General features: G+C 35.7%; 17 protein-coding genes, 1 tRNA gene, 1 other RNA gene and 3 pseudogenes. 4 read left to right on the top strand and 18 right to left on the bottom strand.

The genetic code is table 11. From position 1 onward, the window contains the following. On the bottom strand, window positions 1–1321 hold a 1321-nt coding region (locus tag OZD67_RS03630; RefSeq protein WP_274999611.1), incomplete at its 3' end, for an IS110 family RNA-guided transposase. A gap of 119 nt (window positions 1322–1440) precedes the next feature. Between OZD67_RS03630 and OZD67_RS03635 the strand changes: the two genes are divergently transcribed. Then, window positions 1441–1653 carry a hypothetical protein gene (locus OZD67_RS03635; protein WP_182183280.1) on the top strand — a complete coding sequence of 71 codons (213 nt, stop codon included), beginning with the start codon at window positions 1441–1443 and terminating at the stop codon, window positions 1651–1653. Here the strand turns inward: OZD67_RS03635 and fumC are convergent. The 12 genes and pseudogenes from fumC to OZD67_RS06610 form a co-directional block, all read right to left on the bottom strand. Beyond that, window positions 1595–2989, bottom strand: coding sequence for a class II fumarate hydratase (fumC, locus tag OZD67_RS03640; RefSeq protein WP_182183282.1), 1395 nt, complete (start codon window positions 2987–2989; stop codon window positions 1595–1597). The two genes, OZD67_RS03635 and fumC, sit on opposite strands and share 59 nt — an antisense overlap. 294 nt (window positions 2990–3283) lie before the next feature. Then, entirely contained in the window at window positions 3284–3685 is a 402-nt protein-coding gene (locus OZD67_RS03645; RefSeq protein WP_182183284.1) for a hypothetical protein, read from the bottom strand. 112 nt (window positions 3686–3797) lie between these two features. Beyond that, window positions 3798–5078 carry a flavodoxin-dependent (E)-4-hydroxy-3-methylbut-2-enyl-diphosphate synthase gene (ispG, locus tag OZD67_RS03650; protein WP_182183286.1) on the bottom strand — a complete coding sequence of 427 codons (1281 nt, stop codon included), beginning with the start codon at window positions 5076–5078 and terminating at the stop codon, window positions 3798–3800. Between the two features lie 25 nt (window positions 5079–5103). After that, window positions 5104–5724: a TRP75-related protein gene (locus OZD67_RS03655; RefSeq protein ID WP_182183288.1), complete on the bottom strand. Its 621-nt coding sequence runs from the start codon at window positions 5722–5724 to the stop codon at window positions 5104–5106. A 196-nt stretch (window positions 5725–5920) separates the two neighbouring features. Continuing rightward, window positions 5921–6328 carry a hypothetical protein gene (locus tag OZD67_RS03660; RefSeq protein ID WP_182183289.1) on the bottom strand — a complete coding sequence of 136 codons (408 nt, stop codon included), beginning with the start codon at window positions 6326–6328 and terminating at the stop codon, window positions 5921–5923. Window positions 6329–6483: 155 nt separating this feature from the next. Further along, window positions 6484–8607, bottom strand: coding sequence for an FtsK/SpoIIIE family DNA translocase (locus OZD67_RS03665; RefSeq protein WP_182183291.1), 2124 nt, complete (start codon window positions 8605–8607; stop codon window positions 6484–6486). Next, the gene (locus tag OZD67_RS03670) at window positions 8608–8886 is read right to left on the bottom strand and encodes a YggT family protein (RefSeq protein ID WP_006279515.1); all 279 of its coding nucleotides are present in this window, start codon (window positions 8884–8886) and stop codon (window positions 8608–8610) included. It lies immediately after the preceding gene. Window positions 8887–9034: 148 nt separating this feature from the next. Beyond that, a complete protein-coding gene (locus tag OZD67_RS03675) occupies window positions 9035–9343 on the bottom strand; it encodes a type II toxin-antitoxin system RelE family toxin (RefSeq protein ID WP_310732642.1) in 309 nt (102 codons plus the stop codon). Next, window positions 9324–9542, bottom strand: coding sequence for a hypothetical protein (locus OZD67_RS03680; RefSeq protein ID WP_182183293.1), 219 nt, complete (start codon window positions 9540–9542; stop codon window positions 9324–9326). The genes OZD67_RS03675 and OZD67_RS03680 overlap by 20 nt, the downstream gene beginning before the upstream one ends. Before the next feature lie 199 nt (window positions 9543–9741). Beyond that, entirely contained in the window at window positions 9742–10179 is a 438-nt protein-coding gene (locus OZD67_RS03685; RefSeq protein ID WP_182183294.1) for a ClpXP protease specificity-enhancing factor SspB, read from the bottom strand. Between the two features lie 22 nt (window positions 10180–10201). Continuing rightward, window positions 10202–10537: a transfer-messenger RNA gene (gene ssrA / locus OZD67_RS03690) on the bottom strand. A gap of 103 nt (window positions 10538–10640) precedes the next feature. Further along, window positions 10641–10768, bottom strand: a pseudogene (locus OZD67_RS06610) (IS3 family transposase); the annotation flags it as partial. Between the two features lie 83 nt (window positions 10769–10851). Between OZD67_RS06610 and OZD67_RS06455 the strand changes: the two are divergent. Continuing rightward, window positions 10852–11036: pseudogene (locus OZD67_RS06455) on the top strand (hypothetical protein); the annotation flags it as partial. A gap of 117 nt (window positions 11037–11153) precedes the next feature. Here the strand turns inward: OZD67_RS06455 and OZD67_RS03695 are convergent. Next, entirely contained in the window at window positions 11154–11792 is a 639-nt protein-coding gene (locus OZD67_RS03695) for an outer membrane beta-barrel protein (protein ID WP_182184207.1), read from the bottom strand. Window positions 11793–12017: 225 nt separating this feature from the next. Here OZD67_RS03695 and OZD67_RS06615 point away from each other — a divergent pair. Both OZD67_RS06615 and priA read left to right on the top strand, forming a co-directional pair. Then, window positions 12018–12509: pseudogene (locus OZD67_RS06615) on the top strand (transposase); the annotation flags it as partial. A 37-nt stretch (window positions 12510–12546) separates the two neighbouring features. After that, window positions 12547–14751: a replication restart helicase PriA gene (priA, locus tag OZD67_RS03705; RefSeq protein WP_182183299.1), complete on the top strand. Its 2205-nt coding sequence runs from the start codon at window positions 12547–12549 to the stop codon at window positions 14749–14751. A 9-nt stretch (window positions 14752–14760) separates the two neighbouring features. Here the strand turns inward: priA and petA are convergent, their stop codons facing one another. The 4 genes from petA to OZD67_RS03725 all read right to left on the bottom strand — a co-directional run bounded on the left by petA (window position 14761) and on the right by OZD67_RS03725 (window position 19206). Further along, on the bottom strand, window positions 14761–15360 hold the full coding sequence (gene petA, locus OZD67_RS03710; protein WP_182183301.1) for a ubiquinol-cytochrome c reductase iron-sulfur subunit: 600 nt from the start codon (window positions 15358–15360) through the stop codon (window positions 14761–14763). Window positions 15361–15446: 86 nt separating this feature from the next. Then, window positions 15447–18155 (bottom strand): DNA gyrase subunit A, encoded by a 2709-nt coding sequence (gene gyrA, locus OZD67_RS03715; protein ID WP_182183302.1) that lies wholly within the window; start codon window positions 18153–18155, stop codon window positions 15447–15449. Between the two features lie 52 nt (window positions 18156–18207). Then, window positions 18208–18280, bottom strand: a tRNA-Val gene (locus OZD67_RS03720). 80 nt (window positions 18281–18360) lie between these two features. Continuing rightward, on the bottom strand, window positions 18361–19206 hold the full coding sequence (locus tag OZD67_RS03725; protein WP_182183304.1) for a tetratricopeptide repeat protein: 846 nt from the start codon (window positions 19204–19206) through the stop codon (window positions 18361–18363). Window positions 19207–19661: the final 455 nt, after the last annotated feature.

A 19661-nucleotide genomic window follows, 5' to 3' on the forward strand; every position in this document is an offset into this window, starting at 1 on the left:
CTTGTTGCACTAAAGTATAGCCAAATTCTCGTGCCTTTTTGATCAAATTTTTTACAGCTCTCTCCTTATATCGTGTTTCATAGTATTCCATTCCTTTTTCTACATATTCTTGTCCGTATTTGAGCATACTATAAAATATGCATGCTATTTTTCTTGCAGTAGCTGTTATTGCTTTTGGTGCTCCTAATCGTTTTTTTAATCTCCTGTAGTATGCACCCAATGAACTTTTACTATTTCCTACAGAATTAGCAGCCATTCGAAATGCATTCGCAGCACGATTAATGACTTTACGCGTTCTTGTGCTAAACACTTTTTCTCCTGTAATTTTATTGGCAGGGCTGAGTCCTAACCACGATGAAAAGTGTTTTTCTGTTGACCATTTATTATGGTTTATACCAGTTTCTGAAATTATAGTCTGTATACTTAGTATATCAAGCCCTGGAACTTTAGTAAAATCCATACCAGTTATTCGGTGCAGTTCCTCGTGCAAAGCAAAGTCAGGCTTACTTTTTCTGTGCTTATTCTTTTCCTTACTCAACTGTTTACTTTCGTTAGATTTTGTTTCAAACGTTTTGTAATAGACCTCAATATTTCTATCACATTCTGCTATTTTTTCTTGATAAATATTATATAGTTCAAATTCTTGCTTTAGCGTGAATACATGTTCCTCTCTATAATCGCCAGCTAACGCTTTTGCTATAGTAGACTGATCATTTTTTATTCGTGCATCCCTGAATTGAGCCAATTTCCCAGAATCTCTTTCGCCTTTAATTATAGCCTTGATAATTTTCATACCAGTTACTCCTGTTATATCTCTTATAACTCTATGCAGTTGTATATTCATTTGAATTAATGCCTTCTGCATACGCAGAACATGTGTAGATGCACTTTCAGTGAGGTTCTTACGTTGTCGCACGTAACTACGCAATACACATATCTGGCTATCTGGCCTAAATGACCCTTGGAGTAATCCATAACTATGTAGTTGTTGTAACCACTGACAGTCCTGAACATCTGACTTTCTCCCAGGTACATTTTTTACATGTCGCGCATTTACCAACTTAACTTCAAAACCGTAAGATTCCAGTATTTGAAACAAAGGAATCCAATATACACCAGTTGATTCCATCGCTACGGTTGTAACTTTACACTTTTTTAACCACCTTGCTAAATTATGAAGGTCTTCAGTGAAGCAGCCAAATTTTTGAACACGTTGCTCATCTCTTCTCTCGGGTATACATACATAATGTACAGCCGAACCAACATCTATCCCTGCTGCATCAGGATTCATTACCTCTAATTTACTTTTTGTCATTGTAATTGACCTCCTATAACTTATAATGAAGAAGTATTTAAGCTTGGGACGGTTAGATTATACAATCTTCTAATCGAGGTAGTCGTAATAGACTCCATCAGTGGTTTAACCGTTCCTCCAAAACCATGCTCCCAAACGGGCACTCTAGCACCATTGAGCGTCCGGTTATAACTGCAAAAATACTTCTTAATAAATTATATTTAAAAATTGTTATAGCACTGGATAAAATAGTTTCTTTCAGGTTTAACAAGATTTTTCCTTGTTCGATGCTACCAACGGTTACAAATAATTCACCATTTCTTCTGGTTTCACTATCCTTTCAAACTCCTCCTCAGTGAGCAGTTGAAGTTTTGCTGCTGCTTCTTTTAGAGTGATATTTTCTTTATAAGCAAGCTTCGCTATTTTTGCTGCATTGTCATACCCTATATGCGTATTTAATATAGTGACCAACATCAACGACTGATTCAGTAAATCTTTTATCCTCTCTTCATTTGCTTTAATACCAATTACACATTTTTCTGTAAAATTTAAACTTGCATCAGCTAAAAGTCTTATAGACTGCAAAACATTGTAAATTATCACTGGCTTAAACACATTCAATTCAAAATGACCGTTTGAACCACTAATGGTCACAGCAACATGATTTCCCATAACTTGAGTGCACACCATAGTTACTGCTTCACACTGAGTTGGATTCACTTTACCTGGCATAATTGAAGAACCAGGCTCATTTTCCGGTAACATTATTTCCCCAATTCCACATCTTGGACCAGAACCAAGCAACCTTATATCATTTGCAATTTTCATTAAACTGACTGCTACTGTATTGAGTGTTCCACTGAGCTCAACTAAAGCATCGTTTGCTGCTAGCGCTTCAAATTTATTGCCTGCTGAAGTAAATGGAAGATTAGTAATTTCTGCAACTTGGCTTGAAAAATCTTCAGCAAAACCCTTTTTAGTATTGAGTCCCGTGCCAACCGCAGTGCCACCTTGTGCAAGCTCGTATATACCACTTAAAGTTGATTTTACTCTCTCTATCCCCTTTTTAATCTGGGCTGCATAGCCAGAAAACTCCTGGCCCAGTGTTAGGGGTGTTGCATCTTGTAAGTGAGTACGTCCTACTTTTATTATATTTTTAAATTCCTGAACCTTATTATCCAGCACCTTATGCAATTTTTCAAGATTTGGAATAAGCAAGCAGTTTATTTGCTCTGCTGCTGCTATATGCATTGCTGTTGGAAAGGTGTCATTTGATGACTGACCATAATTCACATGGTCGTTTGGATGTATCGGAGATTTACTACCCAAATTACCACCTAAAATCTCTATTGCTCGATTGCTGATCACTTCATTCATATTCATATTAGTCTGCGTTCCGGATCCGGTTTGCCAAACAACAAGCGGAAATTCATTATTAAATTTGCCATCTATTACTTCCCTTGCGGCTGTGCAGATAGCGTCCCCTACCTTATTATCTATGCTACCCTGCTTCATGTTAACACGTGCTGCTGCAAGTTTTACTATTGCTAATGCTTTAATCAGAGGCTCTGGCATTTTTTCTGTGCCAATCTTAAAATTTTCTAAAGAACGTTGAGTCTGCGCTCCCCAGTAATGTTCACTTGATACTTTTACTTCCCCTAAGCTGTCTGATTCTATTCTCGTTTTTCTATCCATATTTTCCTTCTTAGCGTCATGCAAACTGCTTCACTACATAATTTTTTCATGTCTACTTCTTGGTTAATTAAATCATACTAGATCCAAGTAGTCAAGTGTGACCTTACCTAGAAAAAGTAGAGAGAAAGTTAAGACGTTTTTGGAGTAAAATAAAACGTTTTTTCACAATATGGCAAATAGTTTATTCTCTTTGTAAAAAACATTCCAAACTTTCCTTTCTCTCCACTTTTTCTGGGTAAGGTCAGTTTAGCTATAGGTAGCAATTTTCTGTATTTACTTTAAATTGAAGAAAGCTCAAATGAAAGATCGTGTTTTGCTAAAAATCACAGAATGCAGTCTGGTTACATCACTAGTGCCTAAAGTGATCTCCTTTATCCTCTCATCTGCTAGTATTTTTAATTCCTTACCGTATCTATAATAATTTCGCTTTATAACGTGTAACTCATCAGCAGAAGAAGAATCTAATTTAGGGTAATATTCGTAATCGCAATTTTCTTCGATGTCCTCAATGCTTATAGATGATGCTAAAAGTGGAAATAGAATTAATAGTAAAGTTAGTAGGATTCTTGTACAACTATTACACCACGTCTTGGGTGTCATTCTAGCGCGTGACCAGAGAAAAAAAGATATGGATCCCAGTATCAAGCACTGGGATGACAGAAGATAGTGCAAGAAATTTCGTAAAAAGGTTTTCATACCAACTATTTAAACTCAATTGTGTTATAAATATATTAATAGCGAAAAAAGAAAAACAAGGTTTAATTTTCTTTTTTTATTTGCGATTTATCTATTAATTAACCGTGAAAGGTTACGTGTAATGCTCCTTCACATAATTATCAATAATTGCCTTAAATTCTTCAGAGACATTATCACCTTGTAAAGTTTTGAAATATTTGCCGTCTTTGTAGACTGCTGAAACAGGTTTTTCTCCATATCCAGGCAAGCTGATCCCCAAATTTGCGTGTTTGCTTTCTCCAGGACCATTTACTATGCATCCCATAACAGCAATGTTCATATGCTCTACACCTGGATTTTTTTTCTTCCATATCGGCATATGAGTTTTTATATAGCCATTCACTTCTTCAGTTAATATACGAAAACGATCACTACTCGTGCGCCCACAACCAGGACATGAATTAACCTGAGGGTTAAAGTGTCGCAAGCCTATAGATTGCAATATTTCCTGACACACCACCACTTCATTAGTACGCAATTCACCAGGACGTTGAGTCAAAGAAGCCCGTATTGTATCTCCAATGCCATTTTGCAATAAATAAGTAAGCCCTGCTGCGGTATTTACCACACCTTTATTGCCCATACCAGCCTCAGTTAAACCCAAATGCAGCGCATAATTGGAAGATTTTGCAAGCGCCATATAAACTAAAATTAAATCTTGTACTTTGCTAACTTTACATGAAATGATTATTTTGTTTGAACTTAGACCAATTTCTTCAGCTTTTTTTGCACTATCAAGAGCAGACATTACAAGTGCTTTGCGCAGTATAACATCAGAAGGCCTTGCATTACTAAGCGAAGAGTTTTCATCCATCAGTTTTTGCAAAAGGTATTTATTAAGACTACCCCAATTTACTCCAATTCTAACCGGAAGATTGTGCATTATTGCATACTCTATCACCCTTTCAAACTTCTCATCACGTTTGTCGCCAAAGCCTATATTGCCTGGATTGATTCTAATTTTACCCAGCATTTTGATGTTGTCTGGATAATCTTGGACTAATTTATCTAGCTCATATTGACCGCAGCCTACCAATATTTTGCCGTCAAAACCTTCTTTATTTATCTCTTCTACTATATAAGGCATTGCCCTTGCTACTTCCTCTGAATTCAAAGCAATCCGTACTAACTCTGAACCTGCGCGCGCTAGTTCTGTTATTTCTTTTGCATAATGTTTTGCGCTACTTTTTATATTATTAGAATCTATATGCACACCAAGCGCCATAGATTGTACAACTACAGGATTATTTCTGCCTATCTTTACTTTTCCAACTTCTACAACATGAGTTTTGTGCCTGGAAATTGGCGATAATTCATATGCATCGTCATTCAATATCAGGTCTTTATCTAGCATATTATTAATGGCCAATATTGTGATACTATTTTACTGTGTCAGCTACGCTGCCAAATGAACTTGAACTATTCAAACTATAAGCATCTACGTTATCCAAATTAGCAATAGAATCACGTGAGCACGTTCTTCTTGATGGAGTTTCTTTTATAGTGATATTTATAGGAGAAACTTTCTTTTCTCGTGTTGAAGTAACTTTCTTCCCTTCTTGTTGTTCATTTTCATGCTGCTTACTTTCATACTGGAAAACTGGCTCTTGATCTATAAATACAGCACCCTTTAAACGTGCGATATTAATACCATGCTGATTTATCACAGCGCTCTCTTCATCGTCGACTATGCACGCTTCCATGTCATTTGGCTCATTATCAAGACTAGCAATTTTTTTCTCTTTTAATTTTTTGATTAGATCTTCTTTATTTATAGCTCGATCTTGTGACTTTTTTTTCTTGAGGAGCTCCCTACGCTTCTCATACAGTTTATATGATTCAGCAAAATCCTCATCTGTATGAAAGTTTGCACCACCAGGGTTACCAGGAGGTATGTATCTCTTACTGAGCTTAGATTTAGCTCCAGCACTATGCACAATAAAAAAGCTAGCAACCAAAAACATTAATATAAACAAAACTTTAGAAAAAATCCTAAGCATATGGTGCTATAGTAAATATCGTGTTTTAAAAGATAGCAATTAACAAACTTTAAGTAAACCAGAATCTTTACTAACTTTACAATAATATGTTACAAGTATTTTTCTAAAAAGTGATATGTTTGCTATCAAAAAACCTACATAGGCTGAGAGAAGAGTAAGGTGTTACAAGTTGCGTAACACCTCCTCAAGAAGAGTGTTATGCAGCTATATCGTTTGAAAATTTTTGTAAGCCTTCCGCTGTTGAGTTATCCAGTTTTTCAGGAATACCAGCGTAATCTGCATTATTAAGTTTTGCGTCTGATGTATCTTTAGACAAGTTCTTTTCTTTCTCCTTGTTAAGTTTATTTCCCTTCCAGATACAGAATGCAACAAAACAAGTTAACGCTACTGCAGCGACAGCACTGACTGCTATACAAGCTATCATTATTTTTTGTTGATCTGCTACTGCCTCTCCCAGCTTTGCAATTTCCTCTGACTGCGCTACATTGATTGCCGTGTTATTTGCAATGTCCGTTGCCTGCGCTGCATCAATTGCTGCGTTATTTGCGATTGCCTTTTCATTCTCTAGTATACCTAGCTTACCGCGAATCCATTCTTTTACCATCTTTAACCCCCTAGTTAATTAATATATTATAATTTTACATTCCCAATGTTTAAATTATTATTAAATTAACTGTCATTATGTATTGACCTTTTAATAATTTTGTTTGACTTGCTTTTTGAAAGTGCGAAAACTTAAGTTAATGTATTACAAGGTTGCTATTCAACCAATATCTCTCTCTTTCCTGAGTAACTTGGTGCGCTGACAATACCTTCTTTTTCCATTCTTTCAACAATATTTGCAGCTCTGTTATAGCCTATTCTAAGTTGTCGCTGAATGTAACTGGTTGAAACTTTTTGATCTCTTTGAATGATGGCCACTGCTTGATTGTAGAGGTCGTTTTCTTCATCCTCTGTTTCACCTTCTGATTCCACAGAAGAATTTTCATCTTCCTTGGTAATTTCTTCCATGTAGTTTGGCTCACCTTGCATTTTCAGATGATCAACTATATTTTGCACTTCATCATCGCTCACAAATGGGCCATGAACTCGAATAATCTTACCACCAGAAGCCATGTAGAGCATATCACCCATACCGAGCAATTGTTCAGCCCCTTGTTCGCCAAGTATTGTACGGCTATCTATCTTAGAAGTAACAGCAAAACTGATTCTTGTTGGAAAGTTCGCCTTTATCACACCTGTGATCACATCCACAGATGGGCGTTGTGTTGCCATTATGATGTGTATTCCAGCAGCTCTGGCCATTTGCGCTAAACGTTGAATAGAGCATTCTATATCTTTACCAGCAACAAGCATCAAATCTGCCATTTCATCCACGATCACTACAATATACGGAAATGTCTCCATCTTGATTGGTATTTTTTCAAACAAAGGTTTGCCTGTTGTTGAGTTAAAGCCAATCTGCACAACGCGCTCCAATTCTATTCCACTATTCATTGCTTCTGTGATTTTTTGGTTATAGTTTATTACATTGCGTACATTTAAATACGACATCATGCGATAGCGATTTTCCATTTCTTTCACTATCCACTTAAGAGCAATAACAGCCTTTTTTGGCTCTGTTACTACTGGCGCCATTAGGTGCGGTATTGCATCATATATTGAAAGCTCAAGCATTTTTGGGTCGATCATTATCATCTTACATTCATCAGGACTTAATCGATAAACGAGTGAAAGAATCATAGTGTTAATCGCAACTGATTTACCCGACCCTGTGGTTCCAGCAACGAGCAAGTGGGGCATTTTAGTCAGATCTGCAATAACTGGTTTTCCGCTTATTTCTTTGCCAAGCGCAATTGGGAGATTTAAGTTTGCATTCTGGTATTCTGGTGATTCAAGCAAATCACGCAGCATTACAATTTCTCGTTCCTTGTTCGGCAACTCTATTCCCATAGCATTTTGCCCACGAATTATTGAAATACGTGCAGAGAGTGCACTCATCGAACGTGCAATGTCATCTGCAAGGCCAATTACTCTTGCAGATTTCGTACCAGCTTGTGGTTCAAGTTTGTATAAAGTCACAACCGGCCCATAGCATACACTGATAATTTTTCCTTGCACGCCAAAATCACTCAGGACTTGTTCTAGCAGAGATAAATTTTTATTGCTCTCCATTTCATTCAGCTGCTTTCTCTGCAAAGACTCCTCTGCTTTAGAAAGTAAATGAATGCTTGGAAATTCGAACTCACTGGAAGGTTTAAAAATTTCTTCGGTAGCTTTTTTCTGTCTTTCTTTTGGTTGTTGTTTAGTAGTGATTTTAGTTCTATGTTTTTCTTCTACTACTAATGGTGCAACTGAATATTCAGCAGTTTTATGTGATCTGAAGAATGGAACATTTACAAATAAGCAAGCTATTTTTTTACATAAGAAGAATAGAGAGTAAATTGCTCTCTTCCAACTAACCGATCCTACAAGACCTATTGATGTTACTATCACAAATACATAAAACGGGCAGTTATTAACGAGTGCATTCCCTATTATTCCACTGTGTCTGTACCTTGCAGTGATGCCTAGCGAAAGTTGTGGTAATATAGCACATATCCCTAAATTGATTAATATTAAATAGAGAATTTTCAGCAGCCTTTTTGCTGGCCTGAAGATCAACAAGTAAACTATGGTTGTAGCTATTGTAACACTAGTTAATCCAAGAAATTGAACCAATATATCAGCTAAATATGAACCTACTATTCCACCTAAATTTGTCACTTCCTTATTTGTAGCCGTGTTTAAGGAAGGATCTTTATAGTTGTAGCTAAAAACTGATATATATACATATATTAAAAGGGATAGATATATTGCTGATTTTAGATATTTTTTTAACATCTACCTAAAGTAGTAAGCTACTGTATATTTTACAAAGTGAATTGTTATTAGCAATATCATTATAGATAAATCTAATCCATTGAACGGTGGTATATATCTTCTAATAATCTTTAGTGGTGGATACGTCAATTGGTTCAAAATGTGCATTATGCTACTGACAGTTTCATTATATATGTTCACCATATTAAGTTTAACCAGCCAGTTTAAGACAACCCAACATATTAGAATGAAGCTATAAAGATCAAGTAACGTGTTGAGTAGATATATGATTGGATGCATACATATCTATTACACGAAAGATATATAAAAGACAAGTATTTAGCCTTTTCAAACTCAAAATGTTATTTTTGCTGAACCAAAAAAAACTTCATTTTTTGAGCTGCACCTAAGGTAGGAGGAAGGAGTGGTGTATAAAAATATATATTGTTTATAGCAGTAAGTCTAAAGGCATTTTACTATAGACGTCTTCTCTGTGTCCTGCTGTGGCAACAAACACCTTATGTTTTGCAATATTTACAGTATAAATAACTCGGTAATCACTAATTCTTATTCTTCTATATCCTTTTAGTCTGCCACGTAATGGTTTACCAAATTTAATTGGGTCAGTTGTAAGCCGCTCATTTATCGCTTTTGTAATTCTTGACCTTATCGTTTTTGGAAGATTTGGAAAATCTCTTTCAGTAAAGTTTTTTGAGTAGACAATATCGTATTCCAGTTTACGTCCTCGCCCTTTCAGATAGCACTGTGCTCCAGTCTACATCCTCGCATTCCTTAACAGTTTTATATAACGCAATATCTTCTACTTCGCACTCGATTCCTTCTATGACTAACCTTTTTGCTAGTTCTTGAACGGATTCCTTGGTGATTTCAGCTAACTTAGCAAGGTTATGTGAAGTTTTTGGATCGAAGGTTATACTAATTCCTGAATCTGCCATAAGTTTTACCAAAGTCTACTACTGTAACAACTGTACAACATTTTTCTGAATTTTTCAATAAAGAAAGTTGATGATATGTAAGAAAAATTTTGCCATCTGCGTTAATAAAGATTTAGCATATTTATCTGCGGTCTCTATTCTATTACTTAAGTTAGACCACTTCTTTCTATTAATATTTTTTGTTTACAAAGATGAGCAATTACTTATCACGCAGTTGATCTATGGAGATAATACTACTGTTTGATAATTTTTCAGTACATTTTTCACTTTTGTATTCTTTATCAGAATCGATACTGATTTTGTCAAATATTAAAACATCTCCTGAAATTTTATCACGAAAATCACTAATAGCAAAAAACGGTATAGTAATTCGCTCTTGTTTTCCTTGAAAACTCAAACTGACGCTAAATTTATCCTCAGAAACTTTTAAATCATAGAATTGATGCTGTAATATAATAAGCATTTGAGTAGGGTATGACTTTTTTAAACGATCTGGCATGGTCACACCATTAAAATATGTGAAAAATAATATTTCTAAGTAAGGGGTAAAACCATTACCTGATATAATATCTAAAGTCTTTTTGATAACTTGAAACTTAGCAGAATTAAGCAATTTTTTGTAATCCGTTTGCTCCATATAACTTTCACATACATAAACTTTTGGGGAACTTCTGTTACCCGGTGTTCCCTGAACCGTGCTTATAGCAATGAAGTTATAGTGCTCAAATTAAGCAGCTATTGCAACATTGTCTTCAGCAGCAAAATTATCGTTTGCATTTAAATTATGAACTCTTAGCGGTGGTGTCTAACCGAGCAAAGCTACCATCTTTACTATGCATGTCGATCCTTATTCGTCCCCGTATAAATAAAAAAAATGGTGGAGACGCCGAGTACTGCCCTCGGGTCCAATACACCTATTACAAGGTAATTTTATTGCTATAGTACACAAAGTGTACATAGCTATTATATAGCAACACTAAATAAATGTCAAGATATTATGACCTTAAGTTGATTTATTGCTAAGACAAAATTAAGATTTCCAGTAAAAAATTCTGTGACCTTACCCAGAAAAAGTGGAGAGAAAGTTAAGAAAATTTTTTACAAAAAGAATGATGAATCACAATGTTCAGGAATGCAATAATTAATAGCAGAATGCCTACGCTGTTTTTTGTAAAAATTTCTATGTATTCAAATATAGCAGTTCTAGCTTGTTGAACGGAGTGCTTAGGTCCAAAGTGTGATGGTATGATATATAAGAAATTGCCATCGAAGGAGGAATTATGGTTACACCTTTACAACTTTGTTATATTATACAAAAAGACTCAAAACTCTCAAAACCTTATGAATTTATATGTAACCAGTGGACACAAGCATCCTGAATTATTTATACTAAATCCATACCATCATACTTTGGACCTAGTTCTTTATTCATTCTCACAATCCGTGAACGGTTACAGATACTGGAGTTTACCCTCTTTCTTATCATTTTTCTAATCTATAGTTAACGTTCAAAACCATATTCGAAAAGTATCTCATATATTTCCAGATTTTTTTAATGCTATTTATTTCATCCTCAACATTGTCTCTACCTTTATGAACTAAGTAGCAGCATTAAAAATTATAACGTATTCCTACCTCCAGAATTGCATCTGGTATTTGTTTTGCTTCTATATGACTTAGTTGCCCGCCTGCGGTGACACCAGCTGTACCAACTATCTGTGGGGCAATTTCATAATCAACACCAACCTTCAGTTTATAGGAAATAGAACTCAGTATTTTATCTACTACAGATTCCTTCTTCTCTGCAGCAGCTCCACCCCCTTCTGGAGATGCACTTCCTTTAACAGAGCCAAAAGGTATTACTTGTAGGTATCCTCCTAAACCTCCGCTGACATATAGCTTAACGGGATCAATATCAAGGTCAGGGTAATAACGATAATTTGCCAATAAGCTAGCCCCTATTTTCCTTGTATCCTTAGCAATATCACTCATGTTAGCAAGAACCTCAAGTTCAAACTTAGAGTTTTTGTCATGATGATAACCAAAAACAACGCTAGGTTTCATTACAAAGCCACTACCCCATCCAGCACCAAAGTTTAAACCTGCATAGTACTGATCTTCTAACTTACTTGCACCTGACTTACTTGCATCTGACTTACTTGCACCTGACTTACTTGCACTATTATTAGCTGCACCTGCTAGAGATGCAGTAAGCAACACAGCCAAAACGCATAATCTCTTCATTTTCATATAACTCCTCATACAAAAAAATATATAATGCATAAGTATATATCCTTTATATTAAAAAAGATATAACCACATGTCAAAAAAAGTATACCCACAAAGTAAAGGGTGTGCTACTCGGATGTATCCGTTCAGCAGAATGGCAAAATAGGTAGACAAGATAAACCAAAAAATCAAGAAAAAGTGAGTTTACAACAAGTGGTGTCATTCCAGTCTGGAATCTAGCTTTTTCATAATCATCATCAGCGTATAGAAAATGTAGAGACAGCTATATCTGAGTTTATAAAGTCAAAAGTGGCTAATGTATTTGTTAAGTTATGTGTAAACAGGAGGTTATGAGAAACTTGTAATAAAGTTGTATAACATAACTGTTCATAGAGCTCACCCAAATCGGGCATATGCATTTGCAAAAGCCTGCAATCACTTTGCAAAAACCGATAAATTAGATGCAAAACTGTTGGAAAAATATGCTGAATTCATCGCAAAAAACAATGGGGTAAAAGAGTGTATGGTTTCACAAAAGCAGGAAGAATTAAAAGAGCTAAGAGCAATTGAGCGCAATTTAAGCGATATGCAAACAAGTACCTCTTGCAGAATGCCACAGGAAAAGCCAGAGAATATATAGAAAAACAGATAGAATTTGCAAAAGAGCAATCAGAGCAAATTAGGAAAGATATAGAAGGCATAATAAACTCTGACCCTGATTTGAAGGAAAAAATCAAAACGAATATTTTCAAAACAGTGCTAAACTTAGGCTGCTATGACAAGAACAGTTGATGTATTACTACCACTTCCAATTGATCAGTTATTTTCATATGCAGTTGAAGAAAATACTGAAGTTTCAGTTGGAGATTACGTAGTGGTGCCATTTGGCAAAAAACGCTTGATCGGAATAGTTTGGAAATACAGTGATAAAAGTAACCGAGAATTAAAATTTATTGAGCAAAAAATCGATTTACCAAATGTTAGACCAAAATTGATCGCATTTGCAGAGTGGGTTGCGCAGTATAACTTAATACCTATTGGTATGCTTACCAAAGTGATAATGGGAGGAGTGTTAAAAGTAAACCAAATAGATAAATTGGTTTGTGTTGAACAAAAGCAGGAAATAAGTGAAATAAGCTGCAAATTGAGTCCTGAACAGCAGATAGCTAGCGATAAAATAATAAGCAGTTTGAATGAGTATTCAGTGACTTTGCTTGACGGTGAGACAGGATCTGGAAAAACGGAAGTTTATTTGTCTGTGATTGCACAATTGATTAAGAATTACACTGCCGTTCCAAATGCTGCTCAGACTTTACCATCCCAGTGCCCAGAGACACAAATGTACGAACATTGTGATTGGGGTCTACCAAGAGGGTGTCATCCCAGTCTGGGATCCAGCAAAATTGATTTTAAACAAGCACACTATACAACATTTTCGATCAAAACCTGGATTCCAGTGTCAAGCACTGGAATGACACCAGGAGAGGGTAATGCGCAAGTGCTAATCCTCTTGCCTGAAATTGTTTTAACTTCACAATTGGTAAATCGTGTTCGCGGTCAGATATCAAAAAACTTAGTTGAATGGCACTCAAGGCTCACTCCAAAAACTCGCCGGAATAATTGGCTCAATATAGCAAGTGGAAATGCGCAGATAATTATTGGTGCACGATCAGCACTTTTTTTGCCTTATAAAAACCTAAAATTGATTATTGTTGATGAAGAGCATGATTCATCTTTTAAGCAAGAACAGGGAATTATATATAATGCTCGAGATATGGCGATAATCTCAGCCAAATTTGAAAATATTCCGATTATTTTATCATCAGCAACTCCACTGCTTGAAACGATTCATCATGTTAAAAGCGGGAATTACAATCATGTAAAGCTAACTAAGCGATTCGGTGGTGCAGAATTGCCACTCATTAAAGTAGTAGATATGAGGAACAACAAGCAATGGATCTCCTCTGAGCTTTTTGAAAGCATCAAACAAACCATAGAGAAAAAACAGCAGGTTATGCTCTTTTTAAACCGCCGAGGGTATGCACAACTGGCAGTTTGTAAAAAGTGTGGATATAAAATTTCCTGCTTAAATTGTGCTGTTTGGCTTACATATCACAAGAAAAAAAATGCTCTTTTGTGCCATCATTGCTCTTATCAATTAAAACTCCCAGAAAAATGCTCTGATTGCCAGAGTGAACAGTCATTTTCCCTTTATGGCGTAGGAATTGAAAGGTTACTTGAAGAAATGGTGAAATTAATACCAAACGCAAAAACTGCGATGATAAGCAGCGATCAGAAGTCGGTTAGTAACGTAATTGACTTGGTACTGAAAGAAGAGGTGAACATTATAATCGGCACACAAATAATTGCTAAGGGGCACAATTTTCCTAAATTAACTTTGGTTGGAGTAATAAATGCAGATTTGAGCCTCGAAAATTCTGATTTAAGAGCAGCAGAAAAGACGTATCAATTGTTGCACCAAGTTGCAGGCAGGTCAGGAAGGTTCAATGAAAAAGGAATGGTAATAGTGCAAACCAATAATCCTGAAAGTTCAATAATAAAAGCATTGCTACATCAAAAAAGGGACTCATTTTATGAAATTGAACTTAAGTCAAGACGTGAAGCCAAAATGCCACCATTTAGCAGATTAATAGCGCTTATAATTTGTGGTAAGAATCAGATTGCGACACAAAAAGCAGCGAATGAAATAGTAAAATCTCTTCTCCGTTATCCAAGTAGCTCAACTACTTGTATCCAGGAAAAAAATGTAGGTGTAGACAAAAAGGAATTTGAAATTCTTGGTCCATCACCAGCAGCAATAAATTTCTTAAATAATAAGTATCGGTATAGGGTGTTGCTAAAAATACACAATAAGCACAGTCTATCTATACAAAAAAAGCTGAAATGTTGGATTAAAAATTGTAACTTGAATTCGAGTATTGCAGTGATAATAGATGTTGATCCTGTGAGTTTTTTTTAACGAGTTCCGTTAAGCCTTCTTGCCAATTACCACAACATTCTCACTGGGAAAAAAATAATCAGGTACAACCATATTTTTTGGTGCAGGCCCCCCAATTACTCGGCCTGATGTATCATAATATGAACCGTGGCAAGGACAGAACCAACCATTACCATCTCTTGTAGCATGGTCAACCGGTACACACCCAAGATGTGTACATATTCCGATCATGATTAACCATTCATCTTTTCCTTCACGTACTCTCTGTTCATCTGACTCAGGGTCCCTCAAGTTCTTTACATTCACAGCTCTTGCAACCTCAATTTCTTGCTTTGTGCGTCTACGAATGAATACTGGTTTACCTTGCCACTTTACTTTTACTCCGTGTCCTTCCTGAATTCCAGACAAATTCACCTCCACTGTGGAAGTTGCTAGAACTTCAGCAGAAGGATTCATAGACTTAACCAGTGGCCAAAGTCCACTTGCAGCTCCTATACCCGCCATAGCGCATGTAGTTAATGTTATAAAATCTCTCCTACCCTTATTTTTAGTAAGATCTTTAACGGGAGGTGTTTTTTTATCCTCTTTGTTTGCCAGTGGTTTTTTATTTTTAGTTAAATTTTTATCCATTGATCTCTACTTAGCCATAAGTACATATTTTAAATTAAATACTGCGTATTAATCAACAAAAACTTGCGCTTTTTGTTTAACCTGTACTACAATTGAGAAGAGATAGAGTTTTCAACTTCAGAAATACTATCTTCAGTGGAATCAGGATCTTCAATTTTCGCTACTGACACCACCTTTTCTCTACTCTCTGTTTTAAACAGAGTGACTCCTTGAGTGCTACGTCCTGCAATTCTGATATCATTTACTGAAATACGAATTAACTTTCCTTTATCTGTAATAAGCATGATATTATCACCCTGCTCAACTGGAAAACTAGCAACAACATTACCGTTTCTGTTGGTAGTAAGAATATTGGTGATACCAACACCACCCCTGTTAGTTATTCTATACTCATACGCAGAAGTTCTTTTACCAAAGCCATTTTCGGTAATAGTTAATATAAACTCCTCATTCACTGCAAGTTTTAAGAATAATTCGTTATCTATTCCTAAATCATTCAAAGTCTTTTCCAATTTAGAATCAATGGAGTTATTAATTGCAGTCCCCAGTCTTTTTGCAAGTGGAACTTTTAAGTAAAGTTCTTTTGTTTCTGTTGCTACACCTATCCCATTTAATATGGTCATAGATATCACGCTGTCATTCTTTGCAAGTTTGATACCTCTTACGCCATCTGAATTGCGACTTTTAAATTGACGCACATCACTTACAACAAATCTGATACTTTTGCCGAATCTTGTTGAAAGAAAAACATGATCAATTTCATTGCATACTTTAACTGATATTAACTTATCTCCTTCATCGAGCTTGATTGCTATTTTTCCATTGCTTGGAATATAGTGAAAATCCGCTAAAGAGTTGCGCCTTATGTTCCCATGAGCAGTAGCAAAAACTATGTTTTGATTTTCGTCATTTTCACTTGGTAATGGCATTATATTAGTTATAGTTTCACCATCGCTAAGCGGGAATATATTAACAAGTGCTCTTCCACGTGCAGTTGGCTCTGCAAGAGGTAACTTATAAACTTTTAATCTATAAACTCGGCCAATATTAGAAAAGAATAAAAGGCTAGTGTGGGTATTCCCAACAAATAACTTTGTGGTTACATCCTCTTCTTTTAATCCTTGCCCTAGCTTTCCTTTTCCACCACGACGCTGAGTTCTATAATGAGAAAGCTTCACACGCTTGATATAACCATTCATAGTTACAGTTATCACCATATCCTCTTGTGGAATTAGATCTTCAGCTTCAATATCCGTATCTGATTCCTCTATTGAAGTTTTTCGCGGCACAGCAAATCTGTTCTTTATTTCTTGTAGATTGTTTTTTATTTCTTTCATCAACTTCTCTCCTGAGCCAAGAAAAGCGATATATTCTTTTATCAGGTTGATCATTGAACTTAGCTCAGCTTCTAATTTATCTTTTTCAAGGCCTGTTAAACGTTGCAATTTCATGTCAAGAATAGCTTTCGTTTGCAGCTCAGTTAATCTATACACTCCGTCTTTCAAAAAGCTCGTACTGTCTGAGATTAATCCAATAATTGTGTTTATCTCAGCTGAAGTTTTCCATTCTTTATTTAAAAGTTCTCTACTTGCTTCCGTAGGATCTTTTACACCACGGATGATTTTTATCACTTCATCTATGCTCAAGACCGCAATGTAGAGCCCTATATATATATGAGCTTTTTCCCTCGTTTTTCTTAGACGAAATTCTGTTCTCCTGATTAATACTTCTTTTCTAAAATCAACAAAAGCAGCTATGATCTCTTTTAATGACATCAAAGCAGGCCTGTTGTTGTTCAGAACTAAAGTGTTAACACTAAAACTACTTCTTAGTGGAGTTAGCCCCAATATTTGATTAAGTATAAAACTTGCTTCAGCATTTCTTCTGAGGTCAATTACTACCCTAATACCAGACTTATCAGACTCATCCCTAATTTCTGTTATGCCATCAATTCTTTTTTCTTTTACAAGCTCACCTATCTTCTCAATTAATTTTACTTTATTTACCTGGTAAGGTATTTCATCAATCACTATTGCTTGCCTATCTTGTGGCAGGTCTTCCATGTGAGTCTTGCCTTGCACAACAATTGATCCACGACCCGTTGCAAATGCTGATCTTATTCCAGACCTTCCAAGAATCATTCCCCCAGTTGGGAAATCCGGCCCTGGCATCACTTCAAGTAACTCATCCAAAGTAACTTCAGGATTATCTATATATAACATACAAGCATCTATTATTTCTCTAAGGTTGTGAGAAGGAATATTGGTTGCCATACCAACTGCAACACCGCTTGCACCATTTACCAATAGATTCGGAAATTCTGCAGGCAGTACAACAGGCTCTGTTTCATTTCCATCATAGTTTGGCCTAAAATCAACTGTATCTTCGTCAATATCATTTAGTAAAAAGTGTGACACCTTCTGAAGCCTTGCTTCTGTGTATCGCATTGAAGCTGGTGGATCTCCATCTATCGAACCAAAATTACCTTGCCCATCAATAAGTGGTAAAAGAAGAGAGAAATCTTGGGCCATTCTAACCAAGGAATCGTAAATAGCTGCATCACCATGTGGGTGATATTTCCCCATTACATCCCCTACTATACGAGCCGCCTTTTTATATGGCTTACCAGCATCGTATCCAGCCCTTGACATTGCATATAATATGCGCCTATGAACAGGTTTAAATCCATCTCGCACGTCAGGTATAGCCCGGCTTATGATAACGCTCATTGCGTAGGAGAGATAAGAATCTTCCAGCTCTTTTACTATTGAGATTGGTACTATATTATCCTGCATTTTCTATATTTTGATTGAAGTAATTAATAATATTAACATTCAGTTAAGCAAATGGGCAATGACAGACTTGAACTGCCGACCTCCTCGGTGTAAACGAGATGCTCTACCAGCTGAGCTAATTGCCCCTTTAATCTAATTCTATAGCTCAATATTATTATTGTAAACAAAAATAGCGATAAATTAGATTTAGGTAAGCTATAAGCTTTTATGAAATCTTTGAGTACATGCTGTGAAGTTTTATAAATTTTAGTCTTGCTGTCACTTTGTATAAAGGTATTTTTTCGCTCACATCTTTCGAAGTTATAGCCATGTTCAACAACTTTAAGTAGAATATTGTAGCATTTTTAAAATCTGAAAGTTTATCTAGAATAACAGCTAAATTATAGGTATAAAAAATATTGTGTTCATCAAGGGAAATGGCAGTTATCATATACTCTTTACCTTTTACATAATCCTCCTTTTTCATATAAATCAGACCTAAATTTGCTAATAAAGGAGCATAATTTTTATGTATATCATACAATTTCAACATTTCACTCAACGCCAGATCAGGATCATATTGTGAGATTATCGTCAGAAAATTTTTTAATATATAAGGGTTACTAGGGTATTCTTTTTTGTATTCTTTATTAGCGTAATAAATGTTTCCCAATCCAATTAAAGCATTTTTATGATAAGGAAACTTTGCGGTAATCTGATTAAGGAGAGAAATAGCTGTTTCATTATCTCCTGACTCAAAGGAATCTTTTGCTTTTCTTAAAGTAGAGTATATGTCAAAACTCTTGCCAGAATTCTGCGCAATTTTGATATTAAATTTGTCACCTTTTCTCTCAATAACATCAAGATCTTTATATTTTTTATCAGCTTTTATATGCTTGACAACATTATCAAAGGCCTTCTGTATCTCCAAATTTTCACTAGCATAAGTAACAGAAGACCTCCATAAAATCACAATGCAAATTAACATGCAGACAAACATAGATCCTAGTGTTGTGGTATTGGCTGCAGCGTGTAACCAGTAAACCTTATTTCTTTGAGCTATGCGTAACACATTACAAATTTATAAATGCTAAATTACCTATCTCATACAATAATAAAGATATTATTAATTAGCGATGCTGCGTAGAATGCACTTATCTTTTGTCTTCCATATTTCGCTCTATTAGACTTTTTGCATAACCCAAACTTAAGTAGAAAAAAGGCAAATAGTTATTATAGCTCTAAGTTTACCGACACCGTCATTCAAGTAGCTCCTCCCTGCCATCTAAGTAACCTTCTTCTCCTGTCATTCCAGTGCTCCTTTCTTGTCATCCCAGTGCTCTGACTACTTGGATCCAGCTTCTTTTTTTCTAGATTCCAGCGTCACGCGCTGGAATGACAGCAGTTCTACGTCATACCGCCGCGGTATCTCTTAGCCGCTAATACATAGCGGTATGATGATTCTTCAAATCGTCAAGGTGTCATCCAAGTAGCCTTCTCTTCCTGTCATCCCAGTGCTTGACACTG

Source organism: Wolbachia endosymbiont of Drosophila nikananu, assembly GCF_028981865.1.
GTDB lineage: Bacteria > Pseudomonadota > Alphaproteobacteria > Rickettsiales > Anaplasmataceae > Wolbachia > Wolbachia pipientis_B.

Coding starts and splice junctions, on each gene's coding strand:
- OZD67_RS03685 (WP_182183294.1), bottom strand. CDS start 10,179: ATGGAGCAAACGGATTACAAAAAATTGCTTAATTCTGCTAAGTTTCAA.
- OZD67_RS03670 (WP_006279515.1), bottom strand. CDS start 8,886: ATGCATCCAATCATATATCTACTCAACACGTTACTTGATCTTTATAGC.
- fumC (WP_182183282.1), bottom strand. CDS start 2,989: ATGGATAGAAAAACGAGAATAGAATCAGACAGCTTAGGGGAAGTAAAA.
- OZD67_RS03635 (WP_182183280.1), top strand. CDS start 1,441: ATGCTCCCAAACGGGCACTCTAGCACCATTGAGCGTCCGGTTATAACT.
- OZD67_RS03655 (WP_182183288.1), bottom strand. CDS start 5,724: ATGCTTAGGATTTTTTCTAAAGTTTTGTTTATATTAATGTTTTTGGTT.
- OZD67_RS03660 (WP_182183289.1), bottom strand. CDS start 6,328: ATGGTAAAAGAATGGATTCGCGGTAAGCTAGGTATACTAGAGAATGAA.
- gyrA (WP_182183302.1), bottom strand. CDS start 18,155: ATGCAGGATAATATAGTACCAATCTCAATAGTAAAAGAGCTGGAAGAT.
- priA (WP_182183299.1), top strand. CDS start 12,547: ATGACAAGAACAGTTGATGTATTACTACCACTTCCAATTGATCAGTTA.
- OZD67_RS03645 (WP_182183284.1), bottom strand. CDS start 3,685: ATGAAAACCTTTTTACGAAATTTCTTGCACTATCTTCTGTCATCCCAG.
- ispG (WP_182183286.1), bottom strand. CDS start 5,078: ATGCTAGATAAAGACCTGATATTGAATGACGATGCATATGAATTATCG.
- petA (WP_182183301.1), bottom strand. CDS start 15,360: ATGGATAAAAATTTAACTAAAAATAAAAAACCACTGGCAAACAAAGAG.
- OZD67_RS03680 (WP_182183293.1), bottom strand. CDS start 9,542: ATGGCAGATTCAGGAATTAGTATAACCTTCGATCCAAAAACTTCACAT.
- OZD67_RS03695 (WP_182184207.1), bottom strand. CDS start 11,792: ATGAAAATGAAGAGATTATGCGTTTTGGCTGTGTTGCTTACTGCATCT.
- OZD67_RS03665 (WP_182183291.1), bottom strand. CDS start 8,607: ATGTTAAAAAAATATCTAAAATCAGCAATATATCTATCCCTTTTAATA.